We start from the raw sequence: 19,841 nt of genomic DNA on the forward strand, positions 1-19,841 counted from the left end.
TTTATCCACCTGAGTCTTATTCCGCATCTATTTCTACGACGATTAATTGTTAATCTATTAGTGTAAACTTGGGCTTATGCGAACGCATTAAATTTTGTTAAAAGATTGTCATCTTTATCCCACTTGAAGAAAGCTAAAATATCTTCTTCTGAAATGTCCTCAAAACGAGATGGGTCCCAGTTTGGAGAACGGTCTTTGTCAACGAGGACAGCACGAACGCCCTCATAAAAATCAGGCAGGCTCATAAAATTCATACCTAAGATAAATTCCATCTTGAAGCATTCAACGAGTGACTTCTTTTCGCCCTCCTGTAATTGACGGAGCGTTACTTTTAATGACGTTAATGATTTTGTTAGTAATGTAGTTAAGGTTTCTTTTGCCCATTCATCATGGGCTGCATCACTTTGTAGTGAAGCAATGATTTCTTCCATTGTTTCATGTGAGAAATGTTGATTGATCTTTTCTTGAGTGGTTGCAAGGTTAGAAGATTGAATGTCGATTGGCTGGCAGTATCGTTTGAGCAGTCGATTCATTTCATCTTCTATTTCTTTCGTTTTCCAATCAGTGCTCGTAATGTCTGCTTTTAATTTGTCCCAATCATCACTGGCCATATAATAATCAGCCGCACCGGCATACATAACATCTGCGGCTTTTATGATCCCTGATGTAAGGGCTAAATACCGGCCAACAGCTCCAGGCATCTGATTTAAAAAATAACTCGCGCCAACATCAGGAAAGAATCCGATATTCATTTCAGGCATTGCCCATTTTGTTTTTTCGGTTACTATTCGGTGTGTGGCGCCGACTGAAAGTCCAACACCACCCCCCATAACAATTCCGTCCATATTGACAACGACTGGCTTTGGATACTGGTGAATCAGTAGGTCCATTTGATACTCAGTTGAAAAAAAGTCACGTGCTAAATCGAGGACGCTAGAATCTCTTAAGTCGTATAGAGAACGCATATCCCCGCCGGCACATAAACCTTTTGTACCTTCGCCGCTAATGCATACGACAGCAATGGCTGGGTCACTCTTCCATTCTTGTAATTGCCGATAGAGTAAATCAACCATTTCTGCATTTAGAGAATTAAGGACCTTCGGGCGGTTTAAGCGGATTACACCGACCTGATTTTCTCTTTCAAATAAAACACTAGCTTCACTCATGAAAAATTCACCTCGTCAATTATTATCTGTAGAAAGAAGGACACGTTTAAAAGAACAATCAGTTTGTCCCTCTTTCTACTTGCTGTATCTTAATGGTTTTACTGTTGCTGTGTACGTTTTTTACTATAAAGACAGTTGCTCGTTTTTAATATCGTGCAGTAAGCATCTTCTTGCGTGTATAAAATTCAACCCCGTCTTTTCCGTTCGCGTGCAGGTCACCATAGAACGAATTTTTATAGCCTGAAAATGGGAAAAAGGCCATTGGAGCAGGGACACCTAAGTTAACGCCAAGCATTCCGGCATCGATATCTTCACGGAATTTTCGTACAGCTTTCGCGCTATCCGTATAGAGGCACGCACCGTTTGCGAATTCAGACTCGTTCGTAATTTCAATCGCTTCATCGAGGTCATTCGCTCGGACAACGGATAACACTGGCGCAAAGATTTCATCCTGCCAGATCTTCATACCAGGCTTGACGTTATCAAAAATTGTCGGTCCAACGAAGTAACCTTCTTCAACTACTTTATCTTGACGACCATCTCGAACGAGTGCTGCACCTTCTTTTTCACCGATTTCGATATATTCAAGCGTTCGTTCTTTATGACTATCACGAATGACCGGTCCAAGTGTTACATCTTTGTTAATGCCATTTCCGATTATGATGTTATCTGCAGCTTGTTTCAGACGATCCATTAACTCATCAGCAACATCACCGACGGCAACCACAACAGCACAAGCCATACAACGCTCGCCGGCTGATCCAAACGCTGCACCAATGATGTTCGTTACTGCACTGTCTAAGTCGGCGTCCGGCATGACAATTGAATGATTTTTCGCACCGGCTAATGCTTGAACTCGTTTACCGTTTGCTGCTGCATTTTTATAGACATACTCAGCGACGGGTTGTGATCCGACAAATGAAACCGCTTTAATATTTTTATGACTTAATATGCCGTTTACCACATCGTGTGCCCCATGAACGACGTTTAACACTCCGTCTGGAAGGCCGGCTTCTTGAAATAGTTCGGCTAATCGATTGGCTAGAAGCGGTGTCCGTTCTGACGGCTTCAATACGAACGTATTCCCGCATGCAATGGCTAATGGAAACATCCAACAAGGAACCATCATTGGGAAGTTAAATGGAGTAATTCCACCCACTACACCAATCGGATATCGGTACATTCCTGATTCAATGCCGCTTGCGATATCAGGCAGTTGTTCTCCCATCATTAAGGTCGGTGCGCCTGCAGCAAATTCCACACATTCAATGCCACGCTGCACCTCACCGTAAGCATCGTCATAGCTTTTTCCATTTTCTTTTGTAATCAACTGTGCAAGTTCTTCCCAATGTTCTATGAGCAGTTGTTGATAGCGGAATAAAATACGTGCTCTTTTCGGTACTGGAACGTTTCTCCACTCTTTAAAGGCTTCTTTCGCTGTTTCAGCGGCATGATCTAAATCCTCATATGTAGAAATCGGCACGTTTGCAATGACTTCAGCTGTCGCTGGATTGTACACGGCTTCTACTTTTTCTGTTTGGGACTCGATCCACTTGCCCCCCACAAAATTCTTTAACGTTTGTACTTCTGTTTGATTGACCATAATTGATCTCCTTTCTGTAATAACATAACATTTTTTCGAATTTTCAGTATCTTGATAACGTCTTTCAGCTGATTACTGACTAGCCATTGATGCGACTTATTGTGTTATGTAAGTAGATGTCTTTGAAGTTTTATCGACAAAGTAATCTGACAAGTAATATCTATGAAAGGTTCACCTTATTTATTTCTCCTTATTTCAGCGAATACCTTTTTCTTTCGCTAATTTTTATTCCGGCTGGTATAAAATTTGATAGCTTGATTGTGTATAGTGCTTTAGACAAGATGAAGAAGGGTCTTTAAAGAAAATAAAAAAGATAGTCGAAGACTATCTTTGCTGAACGTTTTCAATTATGACATCTTCCCAGTGTTTATCGACCATCTTAACACCTGGGGTCCTTCTTCGATTTACAAATTCCCATTGTTCGCCGTTGTATTTTCGAATGTGAAGAACATTGTCTCCATTCACTTTTTTATCGAATATCATTACACGCTGGTGGTCGTCATTATAATAGGCGTAGGGAATAATATCACCGTAAGATTGATTTGAAATTACCCGGCTCAATACGCTGGCCAAATTATGATAAGACCCTTCCCCGTTAAACAACATTTCGTTAGGAAGATATTCATAATGGTCAAGTGTTAAATAATGTGTTCTAACAAAATCGTTTTCAACATTTTTACGAAGGTTTTCTCTTCTTTCTGTCATTGAAAAATATCTTTCTAATTCTTCATCACTCAATGTGTGGATATCCGGCGGGATTATTAATGGTCCGTTTGGGTCCTCAAATAAGGTTAGTGATCTAGAGTCATTGGCTCCATCTGATGTCAGCAGCAGAGCTGCAAATGTAAAGCCTGCCCCCAATAATGCAACAGAAGATATAAAAAAAGAAAGATATGGTTTCTTATTGAAAAGCATCGTTCCCCCACCTCAACTATCATCCGCTCAATTGACTATGTTTAATTTTATCAAATTCTTAACCATAGAAGTGGAAATGCCCTATTTTTCAAAAACATTACAAACTATTACAAATTTATAACGGAAAGTTTGATGATTTGACCGCGGTTTTCAATTGAAGTACGGCCCTTAAGTTTAAGTTCGCGACGCCATTTGGTTTCGGTTCATCCTAGGATACCTAAGGTGTAAAATAGTAGGAAATCAGCCAGTGCGCTACAAATTTGAGGCATTGGCTAATGAAATTCATAGTTTGGACAATAAAATGAAAATCGGACAATAAAATCATCAAAATGGACAATAAAAATGAAAATCGGACAATAAAACCGTCAAACCGCTAATAAAAATCGGACAATATAGTTGGCGATTCACCTTTTTATCAATATTTCATGTATGAAAAAAGGAAAAAGAGCTGCCGTAGCAACTCTCACACTCCATATCATATGTATGTACGTAGCTTATTCAACGATCGTTAAGATTTCCTCAACAGGTTTTCTTGGCATCGTTTTGGGTTGATCCGTCGGGTGTCCTAATGAAATAACCATGTTAATTTCTTTGTGCCCTTCGATGTTTAAATATTGGCGGAGCTTGTCTTGTGCTAATAAAACCGGACCCGTCATCGGACAAGTACCTAAACCTTTCGCATGGGCAGCTAACATTAAGTTCTGAGCCGCTAAACAACTGCTTTTAATTCCTTCTTCAGTCCAAACCTCTTCTTCAACAAAGCCAATTGGATCAAAAATCTTGTCTTTGAATTTTGATTCATATGGCGTCGCTAAACAAACGATAAGAACCGGTGCTTCCGAAAACGCTGTCGCATATGGACCGAAAGAACGAACGAGTAGTTTCGCTGGTTTCTCTAACCCTTTTTCTTTCGCCTCTTCTGCTTTTTCATGAAGGGCAGCCCAAGTCATATCTTCAATTTCTTTAATCTTTTCTTTATTCGTCACAACAACAAACTCCCATGTTTGTGAATTTGTATCGGACGGTGCGTACCTAGCGCAATCAATAATATCTAAAATATCTTGTTTGTCTACAGGTTTGTCCTGAAACTTACGAATACTTCTTCTTTCTTGTATTAATTGTTTCGTTTGCAAAAAATCCATGAAAACACCCTTTTCAATTTGTTATGATGTAAAAATTTCTAATAATACATGTTTATTTTAACAAAAGAACAGCAAAATGCCATTAATGATTGCAAAAAAGATAAAACCACCTTATATGGCAAAGGTGACAAATATGTATAACTTCATCCAAACGAAGCAACCTACTAGTACTAGTCATTGGAGGTGTAAGTAGTGAACAGAAAACAAGAGCGTACCTTCTTATCCATCATTACTTTGATCTCATTATCCTTATTACCTTTTGCGATTGTAAAGCGCTCATTTAAAGATTGGATCATTGTTTTTCTTGTTAGCTGTATTGGAAATGCGTTTGCAGACCGCCTTCTTGTGTCAAAAGGTTACTTGAAATATAAAGTAAGACCTTTTAAGACGAACTTTGCGATTCATTTTCCTTTTGACTTTATCCATTATCCGTTGCTTCTCCTTTATTATAATCAATGGACACTAAACAGCCGACCACTGGGAATCATTCTAAAATTGTTTCCTTTTATCATTCCTCAAACAATTATTGAAACGGTTGTTGAGAAAAAAACAGATTTAATTACGTGGAGAAAAGGCTATACTTGGTATCATTCATTTGTTTCGTTACTTATCAAATTTTTACTGTGTCGATGTATCATAGCCCTCATTCGGAAGATCAATACTGAAAAATTATCAACGACATAAAAGTTCCACCCTATAAATGAAGACCATATCATAAAAAAACACCTCAGGACGAAGGAATTCGACTTTGAGGTGTTTTTTCCTGCACCAAACGTATTAACCAGACATAGATTTTATGGACCAAGTGCTCTTTTTCTTTTTAATAAGAAACGTATAAATATTAAAGACCACAATGATGACCAACAGGAGTAGACCAATTGTGTAGTAGTTCAGTCCTAATTTAATTAAGCTCATCGGAAGAAGGCCTAATAGGAAAAAGTAGATGAGGTTCCCGCAAGCTGTAGCAGCTAAGAAGTGCTTCAAGTGAATGGAACTAACAGCAGATACGATATTTACTAGGCTCGTTGGAACAAAAGGAAAAACTCTTCCGATAAAAACATACAATAGACCATTCGCTTCGATTTTATCTTTGAGATCTGTATTCAATTTCTCAACTAGACGATCTTGAAAAATATAACGGGCTACTAGAAAAATAATAACTGCAGCAACAACACTCGTTAACCAGCTCCAAATCACACCGTAAAAAAATCCAAACAACACCATATTAAAAGTAATTAATAATAAAAGGGGTATGAGCGTAAAGGCATTCTGGATAATCATTAAAATGAATGTAACCGTCAAAAGTAATGTTATATTATCGTTTAGTAACAATTGCACACCTTCAAAATCAGCTTGGATGATTAAATTAAAAAGATCAGTTCGTTGAAAAGTTATCAAACTAATCGTAATCATCGATAGAAAAAAGCTTAATCTAATCCAATAAAAAATGTAAGTCACCACCCCTCCATCCGTAAATGTTTACGGTGCTGTTTCCGAACTATTTATATATTATGTTTATTATAATAATCTAGTGTTCGACTGTCTAAGCTTAATTGTCTACAAGATCTAGGTTACAACCATAATATGAACACAATATGAACAAAGGGATAAGTCTCAATTGGTAAGAGTTTCCTGAAGGGGGTGTACCAGATAGATGCTGTTTTTTGAAGTTATAGATTTTTTTCCTTGTAATTAAAAAAACTTGTCTTTAATAAAATAGGCCTGTCTAGTTTTAGTAGACAAGCCCCTTTTCGATTATTGGTTAAGACCTTCGTGAACCGCATTCCAGAAGGCTTCGTCTTCTTGCCCCATTCTCCAAGTAGACACGCCGCCTAATTGATATTTATGAACCAATTCAGTCTTTAGCGTGATGCTTTTTTCATTTTCAAACCATACGGTATGTTGATGACCATTCGCATCAGTATAATGGAAAAATGGCGATTGTGATTGATGATCCCATTGTACGGTTGCATTTGTTGTATTTAAAAGGGTTTTCACGTTTCTCCAAGTGATCGCTCGGCTACTAGATGGTTGATCTAAATTCCAATCATAGGCATAGGCAGGTAAACCGATCAGGATTTTTTCAGCAGGCATTTCACTCGTCGCATACTTTAGTACATTTTCGACCCAATTCAAACCTGCAACGGGTCCTGGCTCTCCCCATGAACCGTGTTGGTCATATGTCATCACTTGAACATAATCAGCAAGCTCTCCAATGGTACGATACTCAAATGTTCCGCTCCACGCCCATGTTGGAAAATCTCCAGTTTTAGCTGGCACTGAAACAATAACGGGATAGTTATGTGCATGAAAAACATCGACTAGCTCTCTAACAAACTCGTTAAAAAGAGCACGGTCTGACGCATACATATTTTCAAAGTTTAAATTAATCCCATCGTATTCTTTCGTTTGCACTAACTCTAACATATTTTGAATCGTCGTCGTTCGAAGCGCTACGCTTGAAAGAATTGTATGAGTCATAGCTGGGTCAAATTTATTTTGAATCGTTACAAATGGTGCTACACCATTCTCTTTTGCAAATGTTACCGCTTCACTTGCATCAAAACCTTCAATTGTTCCTCTAGCGGTCACATCATAGGAAGTAACTGCAATTGTATTTAAGTACGAATGAAAGCTCGTTAACGAATTGTAGGATGACATATCAGTATGCCAGTATTTCGTATAGTATCCGAGATTTATGAGTTCTTTACTGTCTTTAATAGGTTCTTCTTTTATCGGTTCTGCGATTGGTTCAGAAGATTTAGGTGCTGGTACTAGTAAGACTTGACCGACAAACAACATATCTGATGTTAAGTTGTTGAGTGTTTTGATTGTATCAATAGTTGTTTGGTATTGTACAGAGAGTTTCCATAGTGTATCGCCTGACTGGACAATATGTGTGATCGTATCCATATCTTCATCGATTGGTGTTGGTTCAGGTGTTGGATCTTCAACGATGGGCTGAGGAGTCGGGTCCTCTACAATCGGTTCCGGAGTCGGCGCTGGCACAGGTTCAGATTGTTTGTTGTTGCCGCGTCCATTCCCTCTTCCGGTGTTATTGGATTGAACTTGGACTGCTTCTGTTTCATTTGTTTCAACAGACTGCACCGGTTCTAGCGTGGTTGAGTTTTGATTGCCTCGACCATTCCCATTGTTTGCTTCTACTAACCAATGAAATGAGCTAAACGTTAATAAGATGATGATGAGCATTGAGATGACTTTTCTTTTCATACGTTTGATCCCCTTCTACTTATAAAATTCGCAAAACTATGATCTATTTGTTTTATCGGTAAACTATTTTAAAAGATTGAGAGAATAAGACTAGTAATTGTTGGTAGTGTCATATGAATGCGGTTTAGTAGTGAGAGTAATCGGATCAATGAAAGGAACATTAGTGAACTTAGTAACGATAAGTAGAATTGAGTAATTAAAAGGCCGTGAATCGTGAGCGGTAAAGGGAAAAATTAGGAGAAGGCGTGAACAAAACGGTGTGAATCGTGAGCGATAGAGGGGAAAATTAGGAGAATGAGTGAACGAAACGGCGCGGATCGTGAGCGGTAGAGGGAAAAAATAGGAGGAAGCGTGAACGGAACGGCACAGATCGTGTGCGGTAGAGGGGAAAATTAGGAGAAAGCGTGAACGAAACGGCGCGGATCGTTAGCGATAGAGGGAAAAATTAGGAGAAAGCGTGAACGAAACGGCGCGGATCGTGAGCGGTGGAGGGAAAAATTAGGAGAATGAGTGAACGAAACGGCGTGGATTGTAAGCGGTGGAGGGAAAAATTAGGAGAATGAGTGAACGAAACGGCGTGGATTGTAAGCGGTAGAGGGAAAAATTAGGAGAAAGCGTGAACGAAACGGCGCGGATTGTGAGCGGTAGAGGAAAAAATTAGGAGAATGTGTGAACGGAACGGCGTGGATTGTAAGCGGTAGAGGGAAAAATTAGGAGAAAGCGTGAACGAAACGGCGCGGATTGTGAGCGGTAGAGGAAAAAATTAGGAGAATGTGTGAACGGAACGGCACAGATCGTGAGCGGTAGAGGAAAAATATAGGAGAAAGCGTGAACGAAAAGCGTTGATCGTGTGGTGTGTAGTTGTGGCAGCTTGTTCTATTAAACAGCCCACCTCTCGCACAAAAGCCTCTTTAATTGCTATAAGAACATTTTTTTGTTCAGTTACGGTCCAATATTGCCAGTCTAAGCTAAACTAAAAAACGTCCTACTGATCATCAGTAAGACATTTTTGCTTGCACACGGTTTGGCGTATTAAGTTAGACGTCTCTTCCTTCTGCTCCAACAGAAGGTGGCTTTTTTCTGTTTAGATCGTCAGCTGAGTCAAAGTTTTCGGAAGCAGGTTTATTTTTAGCTCCACCAGCTAAATAATGAGCTTCATGCTTTTTTTGAACTTTATTGAACTTATCGAAGTCTAGGTTTACCATGTGACGAGGACCTCCTTTTAAAGGTATAAGTCTTTTTATACGGGTTCCTTATTCGAATTACTTTTCTACTTTATATGACCAAACACAATATTTTTTAATAACCTTTTGCTCAAATCAAAATAACAACTTAGTCTCTGTTAATATCATAAATATCGTCTGCGTGTTCAAATCTAATTTCCTCAGAATTTAACGGGCCTAAGTTATCTCGGTCTCTAATATTATCTTCAGTGACGTTTTCACCTTCCACCATATCTTGATTATCTCTAAAGACCGTTTTCCTTTTTTCCTTAGCTGACATGCTTCCACTCCTGTCCGTTTGGATATAGTGCCCTAAGGGGGTGAGGCTAGGTTAGGACCATTTTAAGTTGCCTTCCTTAGTATTTGTCATAATAAAAATAAAAACAGATACTTTTTTTGTAAATAAAAATATCGAGCAGGATTGGAAAGGAACCCCTTGGATAAATGTCAGGGTTAGATATAAAAATAAACAATGAAATTAAAATAGTAAAGGAGGTATGGGAAATGAAAAACAATAAAGGAAATAAAGACGCAACAGTAAAAACGAATGATGATAATCAAATGTATCCTGAGTACAGTGATCGTGAAAAAAATGCTCCTCGAAAAAAGCGATAATCCTATGACCGATCGTATAGCGTTGGTTGCTCCTTCCGTACGTACACCTCCTCCATCGTTGTTGAGGTGTTTTTTAAATTTAGCTGCATAAAAAAGGATCCTTTGCCAATACTATCATTAGACGCAACAGGTCATATTTTTTAGGTGATTTAAAAGCGTAACTGTCATTATTCCACAGTAGCTCAGTGGTAGAGCAATCGGCTGTTAACCGATCGGTCGTAGGTTCGAGTCCTACCTGTGGAGCCATTGGAGAAGTATGTGTTGAATATCGTCTAGGTGTATGGGGGTTCAAATCCCTCCTTCTCCGCCACAAAATTTTACATACAAAGGATTTTAATTATTAGTCTAAAATCTGTTATGGTTTTAGACTTTTTCCTCAGTTTATTGCATTGTAATTAGTTTGCCCTCTAATTAGGATATTAACCACCCTCTCATTCTTCTCGGTTCAATTAAAAGACAGCATTAAAAACGGTCTGTTCGTACAAATTAAGTAAAGCTGAAAAGTATTTAAAGGTGATGATGAGTTATTCCACTTATTTGTCTTGGACAATGGACAATACAGCAGCATAGACCGACGACACCAATTCCCGGTTTTCATATGATCCCTCTTTCCTCCCCATATTTTAATAGCAACGAATAAGGATTTTCCCCTTCTAGACCAAGTACCATACAAAAAGCGGGTTCCGTTTTGTACCCTTGTGTTTTGAGTGTGATAATGGGCTGTCTTAGGTGCGGGTGCTCGTTCAATATATAATTTTCAATGATCATATGTCGATAAGCGTTTTGCTCGTTGACCGGTTGGGCTTGACCGAACAACTCAAATTCAAAGCCTTCATATATAAAATTCGCTTTAATGATTGGCTTGTTCCGAATCTGATATTGACTTATTTTAAAATCACTCATGTGTCCGTATAAAGCGATTACTTGTTCTTGAAAGCGAGTAAAGTTATGAACTTCAAAAATAATATCTAAATCTGAGCTTGCAACGTCAATTTCAATAGGTATAGTTCCACATAGGACAGGCTTATAATCAGCTAAATCTTTCATAACACGTAAATGGGTAATCGCGTGAAACGCCTTTTGTTGTCTTTCGTTCCCATGTTTCAAATAATCAATGGTTGCGAACATTAATTATCCTTCCTCTCACGTTTTGATCGTAATTTTTTGTCCCTCATCTAATTAAATCTCATTTTTAAAATACTAATGTTGGACATACTTAAAACTAACCTTTAACAGCTCTCCATGAAAAAATTCACATGAACTAGCTTTATATTTTAACATAATCTCCCAAGAAAGTGGTATGATGCCTATAATCATAGCTAACTGAATATTGGGAGGATGAATGAAAATATGAGTGAAATGAATTCAATACAAATAAAAGAATTATCCAATAAAACGGAATGGATCGAAGCTTTCCCTGTTATGCGTCAGTTACGCTCTCATCTTGATCAAATGACATATATAGAATTGGTTTCTGAGGCTGCTGAGAAAGAAAACTATAAATTAGCAGGTCTATATGATGAGGGTGAAATGGTTGCGGTGATTGGCTTTATGCCGATGATCACTTTGTATTACGGCCGTTTCCTATGGGTTTGTGATTTAGTAACTGACGAGAATAAACGGTCTAAAGGATATGGTGAAAAACTTCTTGCCTATGTTGAAGAGTGGGCAAAAACCAACGGCTTTGAAAGTGTTGCATTATCCTCCGGGTTACAACGAACGGACGCTCATCGTTTTTATGAAGATAGGATGGATTATGACAAAGTCAGTTATGTATTTAAAAAGAATTTATAGATGAACAAGATGGTTAAAATAAGCCCTTAGTTCCTTTTCGAGGAGTTTTATACATAGAAATCGTATAATATATTAGTAGAACTGCTGCCTTACCTGCTTGTGATTGGAGTTAGATGCACTTTTTTTAAACTATAGGAATAAAGTGAGGTCATGTGATGTACAAACTATATTGCAGAGTCTATCAAAGTACGTTTAAAATCATATCGCATGTTCTGCCTTGGCGGAAACCAGAGCTACTAGAAGGTGAAAATAGTTTAAGGAAACTGCCAAAATTGATAAGAGATCAAGAGATTCGTAGTGTATTAATCGTAACGGATCAAGGAATTACATCACTTGGTTTAATGGATGAATTACGAGTAGGTTTGAGAGATTATGGCATTAACTATGTAGTTTATGATAAAACAGTTCCTAACCCAACGATTGAAAATATCGAAGAAGCACTCGAGATGTATCATGCTCATGCATGTGAAGGGCTAATTGCTTTTGGGGGCGGTTCACCGATGGACTGTGCTAAGGCGGTCGGTGCTCGTGTCGCTAGACCGGAAAAAAGTCTAGAACAAATGCGCGGTGTATTAAAAGTAAAAAAAGAGATCCCGCCTCTTTTTGCGGTCCCGACTACTGCTGGAACAGGAAGTGAAGCAACGGTCGCAGCGGTCATATCCAACAGCAAAACCCATGAAAAGTATCCGATTAATGATAGCGTTCTCATCCCTAATGTTGCTGTTCTTGATCCATTGCTTACGGTTAAACTCCCTCCTTCTATTACGGCGATGACCGGTATGGATGCTCTGACCCATGCTGTTGAAGCGTACATCGGGCGAAGCAACACAAATGAGACCATTCAGTGCAGTAAAGAAGCCGTGAAGTTAATTTTTGAACATTTATACGAGGCGTATTCAAACGGTTCGAATATCACCGCCAGAAGCCAAATGCAGAAGGCTTCTTATTTAGCAGGCGTTGCGTTTACCCGCGCCTACATCGGATATGTCCATGCGATCGCACATACGCTCGGTGGATTTTACTCGGTGCCTCATGGACTTGCTAATGCGATTATTTTGCCTCGCGTCCTCGAATACTATGGCAGCGCGGTGCACAAACCACTAGCAGAATTAGCGGATTTAATTGAACTCACGAACGAACGAGATACTGAAGAACAAAAGGCAAAGAAATTTATCGCAGCCATCAAGCAGTTGAACGCAGATATGAATATTCCGGAAAAAGTGAGTGGAATTGTGGATAGCGACATTTCATTAATGGTCGAACGGGCACATAAAGAAGCCAACCCGCTGTACCCCGTTCCGAAAATTCTTTTGCGAAATGATTTAGCTGAGCTTTTTGAGAGAATTAAAGAATAGGTTGTGAGGGAATAATTATAAAAATAATGCTTGGGCAGTAAATTATTCGTTTTACTAGAGAAAAGCGTGTTCATCGAGGTTGATGAACACGCTTTTCTTTTGATTAGAGCTACCGGGCTCCTTTTTTATTTGGTTTAATATCTGAATTCTTGTTTTATCGTCCGATTTTAAATTTTATTGTCGGAAATCGGGTTTTATTGTCCGTTTTTTTATTTTTATCGTCCGATTTGGTGAATTTATTGGCCGAAATGTGTCAGCAGTTTATAGAGCACCTATAATCATTCTTAACTTCATAAATACAGGGCGAGATCACGAATGCAGAAATTCTTTTTATTCCTTCACAAATTCCTTTGTACTACGGACGGTATCAATTGGGCGTACGTATCTTTCAATCTCATTCCGCTTTGGCTCCAAAAATGGCGGTAAAGATAGTTTTTCACCGAGCGTTTCATATGGCTCATCGCCCATAAAACCAGGTCCATCTGTTGCAAATTCAAATAAAATTTGCGGTGCCACTCTTGAATACAACGATCCGAAGAAGAACCGGTCAACAAAACCAGATGTTTGAAAGCCGAAACTGCGCAGTCGTTGATCCCATGCCTCTAGCTCCGAACGATCATCCACGCGAAAGGCTGCGTGGTGTACCGTTCCAAACCCTTGTCTTGCTTGCGGAAGAACGGTATTATGTTCCACAACCACTTGTGCTCCGTTGCCTCCCTCACCGACTTCAAATAAATGAATGGAACCATCTTGGTCAATTTCTTTAAACAATAACACTTTTTCAAGCATTTCTTTAAAAAAGTCAAATTGAGCAACACGAATAAATAAAGGGCCTAAGCCAGTAATCGCATACTCTAGCGGGATCGGACCTTTTTGCCATGGTGTGCCGGAGGCAACCCCTTTATTGAATTCATCAGAAATTAATTGATATTGCTGATCTTCAAAATCGACAAAAGACAATGTCTTTTTCCCGAATTGTACTTGAATGCCCGTATGTTTTACTTCCAATCGGTCAAAACGTTTGACCCAATAATCTAATGCCGCATCGGTTGGTACGCGGAACGATGTTTTGAAAATTTCATTTGTGCCGTGTGATCCTTTTGGAATGCCTGGAAAATCAAAGAACGTCATATCCGTCCCGGCACTACCTTTATCATCGGCAAAAAATAAATGATACGTTTGAATATCATCTTGGTTGACCGTCTTTTTTACTAATCGCATACCTAAAACATAGGTGAAAAACTCATAATTTTTCTCAGCACTACTCGTAATCGCCGTTACGTGGTGCAGTCCTTTTAAGTTATTCATGTGTGGACCTCCTATTAAACATTTCTATTTGGTATTTTTTCCTATTGTTTCTTGAGCGGCGTAAGCTCCGGAACTCTCTTCTATCGTAAACTAGCCAAGTTTCAAAAAAAGTATCTTGATTTAAATTATCTTTAATTCGAGATAAATTTATCATATATTCTCTTTCTTTGTCAATAGCATAGCCGCCCGAAGTTCAATCACCGTTCACTAAAAATGATTTGAAACCATTACGCTAGTTCATTCGTATTACGTATAGAAAGAAGGTGAAGAATTTGAAAAAAATAAATCTAGCAACCTTACTTACCATTGCACTACTATTTTTATTTCCGATTCAAAGTTTAGCGGTTGAGTTTACGATACCTAATGTTGAAATCACCGCTCACCTCCAAAGCAATGGAAATGTTGAAGTGAAAGAAACGTTTACCTATGACTTTGACAGTGAATTTAATGGGATCAGCCGATTACTAATTCCACAAGAAAACACTGAAATTACGAATTTTTCTGCATTAGAACAAGGAGTACCACTAGTTGTCGAACGTGAAGGTGAATATTTTAACATTCATCGTAAAGGAAAAAATGAGACGATTACAGTCCAACTTCACTATACAATTCAGGATGGCGTTAAAGTGTATAAAGATTACGCTCAGTTTTATTGGCCGTTCTTCAGTCGTGAGAATGAAACAAGATATGGACACTACAAAGTAACCGTTTACCCTCCTTCTCCTACCCGTGATGTGATTGCGTTCGGTTATGATGAAGCTTTTTCAAAAGAGGATATCCAGCCTGATGGTTCCGTTGTCTATAACTTCGGATCCGTTCCAAAAAGAACAAACGGCGATATTCGTATTGGTTACAAGGCGGAATTATTTAGCGCCGCACCAGTATACTCAACGGAACCTATCAAAGATCAATTATTAAACCAACAGAAAAACTTAATAGCTAAAGCAGAATCAAAAATAACAACAAGAGAAACCCTCTCTTCTATCGCACGAATCGCTCTGCCGGCTTTTGCCCTTGTTCTGTTCTTTTTAATTTTAAAAAGTATTCTTGAAGTAAGAGCTAAACATTCAGCGATCCGCCGTGAAGTGAAGGACTGTAAAGCTTTACCTCAACAGGTAATGAGTTTGCCGGCAACGATCTTTTTTACAAGTTACAATCATTTCTCCCCTCAAGCTCTGGCAGCCGCCTTACTTGATTTAGTTCGTCAAGGGTTTGTAAAAAAAGCAGCGGATGATCATTTTGAGGTCGTCCATCGTGAAGGTACCGTGCACCACGAACGCCTTCTGATCAACTGGTTATTCTATACTGTTGGAAAGGGCGGTCATTTTCGCTTTAGTGATTTAAAGAAGTATACGAAAAATGAAAAAAATCATAATCGCTACCATACGGATTTAACCAACTGGCAAAAGGCAGTGAAGGAAGAAATTCAAACATACGATCTCTATGAAAATAAAAAAAATTATCGCATATGGGTCGGTTTTTCAAGCCTGATTTTCTTTCCGTTCCTTATTCTTTTTCCTGTTTATGATCTGGTACTTGCGTTTATCGCTTCACTTTCTCTTTTTTGTACAACGGTTCTCTATGCTCTTGCGTATCGGCCAAAAACGTATGATGGTACAAAGATTGTGTTAGAATGGAAACAATTTCGAGAGAACTATAAACATTTAACGCAGTCCGATTGGGAACGGTGGTCAGAAGATGAACGCATGCGGGCTTACATCTACGGACTAGGCATTCATGAAAAGTCATTACGCAATAAGAATGATGAGTTAGTAACCGCATTTAAAAATCGTCCATCCACTCATCATGATCCATCCGACGACTGGCTAACGATGACAACTGTTGGCTCCGTAGCCGTGACAAACTTTACAACAGCAAGTCATACGACAAGTTCAAGTACAAGTTCTACCTCAAGTAGCGGGTCAACTAGTTCTGGAAGCGGTGCTGGTGGAGGCGGCGGCGGTTCAGGAGCGTTCTAATGGATTGGTTTAGTAGTTTTTCTAGATAAAAGAAGCTCATTCAAACAGGTATGCATGCCTGATGAATGAGCTTCTTTTAGTGATGGTCAGCAGGAAGCGTTTTTAGCTTTTTGCTCCTTTTAAAAACCGATTGTAATACTTTCCGGCAAATAATAGTCCGATGACAGCTACTCCTAATAAAACGAGAATGGAGACATAAATATCAGCAACACCGGCTTCTCTGAGCATGATGTCTTGGAAACCGCTCTGTGCCCAATACTGCGGGACGAATAGTGCCATCGTCTGCATGAAGTCCGGCATCAGTTCGAGCGGCACCCAAAGACCACCGAGCATCGCTCCTCCTAAAGCTAAAACTTGTGTGAAGATGATCCCGAAGTTTTCAGTGCTTGAAATTAAAGAGATGGCCAGCCCAATTCCTGTTGTTGTCAAAGTTAAAGCAAAAGATAATGCTGCGATCGCCAGCAAATCCCCTAAATACAAGTCATAGACGAAATACCCAAATCCAAGAAGTGCCCAAATCTGGATAAATACGATAATAATAAACGTGAACCACTTTCCTAGTAAATACTCATATTTATTCATTGGTGTTGTCGCTAAACGTGCAAGCATGCCATGATCTTTATCTTTTAAAAATGAATTGACCATTGAAATGATAATGAAAAAACTAAACATGACCGCATAGCCGGGAACAATTTGGGTAATCGCATTGACCCCATCTGATTGTTGTTCTTGTGCGTTGATTGAAAACGGCTGTTCGAGTAATGCGGCACGCTGCATACCATTTTCCACGTGATCCACAAGTACTTGTTCAATTTTCTGTTGTTGGAATGAGTAGGAGATATTTTCAACCAAGTTGTGAACTGGATTCACGCTATCCTGTTTCAAAGAGTCGTAGTGAAATTCAATAAAATTGGTTTCCCCTGCATACATCCGTTCTTGAAAGCCTTCAGGAATATACACAAGTGTTGTAATATTGCCGCTCCTAATCTCTTCGATCGCCTGCTCAACGTTGGTTTCTTCATGAAGCTCAAATACTTCAGCTTCATCAATTATCGTTAGGAACTGCTCCGACATTTCCGTCCGGTCTTCATCGACATAATGTACATTAAACGTTATGCTGTCAATGTTACCGAAAATAAATGAGAATAACACGATAAAGAGGACCGGCATACCGAGCAACCAGAAAAAGAAGCTTTTATCTTTTAGTTGTTTTTTAAATTCCATTTTAATAATGTTCCAGATCATATGTATTCCCCTCTCAATCCCTTAAAGATGAACCGGTTAGAGATAGAAAGATATCTTCTAAACTAGGTCTAGTTATTTCAAGGCGTTCAATTTGCACGTCTTTTGTTAAAAATAAGTCAGCGATTTGTTCTAGCATTTGAAGCGGTTTAGCTGTGTCAATCTTGTAGCCGTCTTTCACCTCAATGACCGAGCCATAAGATACTAAATCTTCTTTTTTCACACCGATTCCTTGGATAAAGATAGATGGTGTTGAGTATTTCACTAGTAATTCTCGGATCGAGCCACTTTCAACGATTTCACCTTGGTCAATAAGAGCAATTTGATCACATAAACTTTCAACTTCCTCCATGTAATGACTAGAATACAAGACGGTTTTTCCTTCCTTTTTTAAATCATTAATAATATCAAAAATATGATTTCTTGATTGCGGGTCAACACCGACTGTCGGCTCATCTAAAATAATGATATCTGGTTCATGGAGCAAGGCACACGCTATATTTAAGCGACGTTTCATTCCACCTGAATAAGACGAAACCGCATCTTTTTTTCGATCCAAAAGGCCAACTTTTTGGAGGACCTCATCCATTCGATCTTTTAACGGTTTACCTTTCAGGCCATAAATCCGACCAAAAAAACTAAGATTATCAATTCCCGTTAACTTCTCTTCTAGAACAAGATCCTGCGGGACATAACCGATGCGTCGCTTAATTTCTGTATTATCCTTTTGCAGCGGTTGCCCGAAAACAGACACGTCTCCCTTATAATCTCCAAGAATATTACACAAAATCTTCATTAACGTGGACTTCCCCGCCCCGTTCGGACCGATTAAGCCAAAACAAACACCGTCTTCTATATGTAAATTAATATCTTTCAAGGCGACTCGATTGCCATACTGCTTATTAACCTCAGTGAACTGAATCATGAAGTTCCTCCTCTATCAAATTGACTATATACCTATAATACGATTATATAGGATGTTGGTTTCAATTTTTACCAATTTATATATAAGTTTTGTTAAGTTTTATCCAAAATTGGTTTTTCTTTTATTCGTACTAAAGCATTACTGTATGTTAACATTAATTTAACCGATTAATTATATAGGATTAGCATTAAATTACTTCTCTATTATTTTGAGATAATGGTAAAATAACTAAGGATACTATTTTAATGGAGGCGTATAATGGGGAAACGAATTTTATTTTTTCTTTTAACAAACATTCTAGTTATGACAACAATCGTCATTGTCTGGTCAATCATCACGACGTTCACAGACATTGGGGGTTCATTTGAAACAGGAGGCCCAGGCTTAGGAATTGATTTTGTCGCTTTAGGGGTCTTTAGTTTACTTGTTGGTTTTGCAGGGTCCTTTATCTCGTTAGCGATGTCCCGTTGGATGGCTAAAAAGATGATGAACGTTAAAGTCCTTGATCCAAACGGTTCACTTTCACCACAAGAACGTAGTGTGGTCGAAAAAGTTCACCGTTTATCACGGGCAGCTGGCTTAACTCATATGCCGGAAGTTGGGATTTATAACTCACCTGAAGTAAATGCATTTGCTACGGGCCCTTCGAAAAAGCGTTCGTTAGTTGCAGTGTCATCTGGATTATTAAATGTGATGGACGATGATGCAGTTGAAGGCGTTATTGCACACGAGGTTGCCCACGTTGCGAATGGTGACATGGTAACGATGACGCTATTGCAAGGAATCGTTAACACATTTGTGGTATTCTTTGCTCGTATCGCAGCCATTCTCGTATCACGATTAGTTCGTTCGGAAATGCAAATGATCGTCCGGTTTGCTGCAGTTATTATCTTCCAAATCTTATTCTCAATTCTTGGAAGCCTTGTCGTTATGGCGTTCTCACGCTACCGCGAATTCCATGCAGATCGCGGGGGTGCTGACTTAGCTGGCCGCGATAAAATGGCCCATGCCCTTCGCTCGTTAAAAGCGTATGTAGAACGCGCAAATGTGAACGACCGCACCGATGATTCTGCGATCCAAACGATGAAAATCAATGGAAAAGGCGGTGTGATGAGCCTGTTCTCTTCTCACCCGGATTTAGATGAAAGAATTAAACGTTTAGAACAACGTTAAGCGAATGGTGAGAAAACAACTGTCCAATTTAGGGCAGTTGTTTTTTTTTGTTCGCCCAGCATGGGCGAACTCTAACGGGTGAAAGTCCCGAGTACGACCTTGTAGCGGTAAGTACATAGCCAAAAGCAAGGGTGTCCATGGTGACGTGGAATCTGAAGGAAGCTCGAGGC

Annotated in this window: 17 protein-coding genes and 2 tRNA genes; 7 read left to right on the plus strand and 12 right to left on the minus strand. The window is 39.1% G+C overall.

Annotated elements, in window-relative coordinates:
• Nucleotides 1-74: 74 nt before the first annotated feature.
• The 4 genes from N7Z68_RS09900 to N7Z68_RS09915 all read right to left on the minus strand — a co-directional run bounded on the left by N7Z68_RS09900 (nucleotide 75) and on the right by N7Z68_RS09915 (nucleotide 4,826).
• On the minus strand, nucleotides 75-1,166 hold the full coding sequence (locus N7Z68_RS09900; protein WP_275118313.1) for an enoyl-CoA hydratase/isomerase family protein: 1,092 nt from the start codon (nucleotides 1,164-1,166) through the stop codon (nucleotides 75-77).
• Between the two features lie 145 nt (nucleotides 1,167-1,311).
• Nucleotides 1,312-2,769, minus strand: a complete 1,458-nt coding sequence (locus N7Z68_RS09905; RefSeq protein WP_275118314.1) for a CoA-acylating methylmalonate-semialdehyde dehydrogenase — start codon at nucleotides 2,767-2,769, stop codon at nucleotides 1,312-1,314.
• A gap of 324 nt (nucleotides 2,770-3,093) precedes the next feature.
• Nucleotides 3,094-3,684: a hypothetical protein gene (locus tag N7Z68_RS09910; RefSeq protein ID WP_275118315.1), complete on the minus strand. Its 591-nt coding sequence runs from the start codon at nucleotides 3,682-3,684 to the stop codon at nucleotides 3,094-3,096.
• A 494-nt stretch (nucleotides 3,685-4,178) separates the two neighbouring features.
• A complete protein-coding gene (locus N7Z68_RS09915) occupies nucleotides 4,179-4,826 on the minus strand; it encodes a nitroreductase family protein (protein WP_275118316.1) in 648 nt (215 codons plus the stop codon).
• A 192-nt stretch (nucleotides 4,827-5,018) separates the two neighbouring features.
• On the opposite strand from N7Z68_RS09915, the gene N7Z68_RS09920 reads away from it, so the two are divergent.
• Nucleotides 5,019-5,510: a CBO0543 family protein gene (locus tag N7Z68_RS09920; protein ID WP_275118317.1), complete on the plus strand. Its 492-nt coding sequence runs from the start codon at nucleotides 5,019-5,021 to the stop codon at nucleotides 5,508-5,510.
• Between the two features lie 93 nt (nucleotides 5,511-5,603).
• On the opposite strand, the gene N7Z68_RS09925 is transcribed toward N7Z68_RS09920, so the two are convergent.
• The 4 genes from N7Z68_RS09925 to N7Z68_RS09940 form a co-directional block, all read right to left on the minus strand.
• The gene (locus N7Z68_RS09925) at nucleotides 5,604-6,284 is read right to left on the minus strand and encodes a TVP38/TMEM64 family protein (RefSeq protein ID WP_275118318.1); all 681 of its coding nucleotides are present in this window, start codon (nucleotides 6,282-6,284) and stop codon (nucleotides 5,604-5,606) included.
• Nucleotides 6,285-6,581: 297 nt separating this feature from the next.
• On the minus strand, nucleotides 6,582-8,057 hold the full coding sequence (locus N7Z68_RS09930) for a glycoside hydrolase family 18 protein (protein ID WP_275118319.1): 1,476 nt from the start codon (nucleotides 8,055-8,057) through the stop codon (nucleotides 6,582-6,584).
• Nucleotides 8,058-9,094: 1,037 nt separating this feature from the next.
• Nucleotides 9,095-9,262 carry a hypothetical protein gene (locus N7Z68_RS09935; RefSeq protein ID WP_275118320.1) on the minus strand — a complete coding sequence of 56 codons (168 nt, stop codon included), beginning with the start codon at nucleotides 9,260-9,262 and terminating at the stop codon, nucleotides 9,095-9,097.
• Nucleotides 9,263-9,389: 127 nt separating this feature from the next.
• The gene (locus tag N7Z68_RS09940) at nucleotides 9,390-9,560 is read right to left on the minus strand and encodes a hypothetical protein (protein ID WP_275118321.1); all 171 of its coding nucleotides are present in this window, start codon (nucleotides 9,558-9,560) and stop codon (nucleotides 9,390-9,392) included.
• Between the two features lie 506 nt (nucleotides 9,561-10,066).
• Between N7Z68_RS09940 and N7Z68_RS09945 the strand changes: the two genes are divergently transcribed.
• A tRNA-Asn gene (locus tag N7Z68_RS09945) sits at nucleotides 10,067-10,141 on the plus strand.
• A 2-nt stretch (nucleotides 10,142-10,143) separates the two neighbouring features.
• Nucleotides 10,144-10,205 (plus strand) — tRNA-OTHER (locus tag N7Z68_RS09950).
• 284 nt (nucleotides 10,206-10,489) lie between these two features.
• Here N7Z68_RS09950 and N7Z68_RS09955 read toward each other — a convergent pair.
• A complete protein-coding gene (locus N7Z68_RS09955; protein WP_275118322.1) occupies nucleotides 10,490-11,023 on the minus strand; it encodes a DUF4269 domain-containing protein in 534 nt (177 codons plus the stop codon).
• Nucleotides 11,024-11,254: 231 nt separating this feature from the next.
• Between N7Z68_RS09955 and N7Z68_RS09960 the strand changes: the two genes are divergently transcribed.
• Together N7Z68_RS09960 and N7Z68_RS09965 are read left to right on the plus strand one after the other, a co-directional pair.
• A complete protein-coding gene (locus N7Z68_RS09960; protein WP_275118341.1) occupies nucleotides 11,255-11,689 on the plus strand; it encodes a GNAT family N-acetyltransferase in 435 nt (144 codons plus the stop codon).
• A gap of 155 nt (nucleotides 11,690-11,844) precedes the next feature.
• The gene (locus N7Z68_RS09965) at nucleotides 11,845-13,044 is read left to right on the plus strand and encodes an iron-containing alcohol dehydrogenase (RefSeq protein ID WP_275118323.1); all 1,200 of its coding nucleotides are present in this window, start codon (nucleotides 11,845-11,847) and stop codon (nucleotides 13,042-13,044) included.
• A 330-nt stretch (nucleotides 13,045-13,374) separates the two neighbouring features.
• On the opposite strand, the gene N7Z68_RS09970 is transcribed toward N7Z68_RS09965, so the two are convergent.
• The gene (locus tag N7Z68_RS09970; protein WP_275118324.1) at nucleotides 13,375-14,352 is read right to left on the minus strand and encodes a ring-cleaving dioxygenase; all 978 of its coding nucleotides are present in this window, start codon (nucleotides 14,350-14,352) and stop codon (nucleotides 13,375-13,377) included.
• A 272-nt stretch (nucleotides 14,353-14,624) separates the two neighbouring features.
• Between N7Z68_RS09970 and N7Z68_RS09975 the strand changes: the two genes are divergently transcribed.
• A complete protein-coding gene (locus N7Z68_RS09975) occupies nucleotides 14,625-16,331 on the plus strand; it encodes a DUF2207 domain-containing protein (protein WP_275118325.1) in 1,707 nt (568 codons plus the stop codon).
• A 102-nt stretch (nucleotides 16,332-16,433) separates the two neighbouring features.
• On the opposite strand, the gene N7Z68_RS09980 is transcribed toward N7Z68_RS09975, so the two are convergent.
• A complete protein-coding gene (locus N7Z68_RS09980) occupies nucleotides 16,434-17,576 on the minus strand; it encodes an ABC transporter permease (RefSeq protein ID WP_275118326.1) in 1,143 nt (380 codons plus the stop codon).
• Between the two features lie 13 nt (nucleotides 17,577-17,589).
• The gene (locus N7Z68_RS09985; RefSeq protein WP_275118327.1) at nucleotides 17,590-18,498 is read right to left on the minus strand and encodes an ABC transporter ATP-binding protein; all 909 of its coding nucleotides are present in this window, start codon (nucleotides 18,496-18,498) and stop codon (nucleotides 17,590-17,592) included.
• A 258-nt stretch (nucleotides 18,499-18,756) separates the two neighbouring features.
• Here N7Z68_RS09985 and htpX point away from each other — a divergent pair, with 258 nt between their 5' ends.
• Nucleotides 18,757-19,671 (plus strand): protease HtpX, encoded by a 915-nt coding sequence (gene htpX / locus N7Z68_RS09990; RefSeq protein ID WP_275118328.1) that lies wholly within the window; start codon nucleotides 18,757-18,759, stop codon nucleotides 19,669-19,671.
• The last annotated feature ends 170 nt before the right edge of the window (nucleotides 19,672-19,841 follow it).

Source organism: Alkalihalobacterium chitinilyticum, assembly GCF_029028005.1.
Classification (GTDB): Bacteria; Bacillota; Bacilli; order Bacillales; family Bacillaceae_F; genus Alkalihalobacterium; species Alkalihalobacterium chitinilyticum.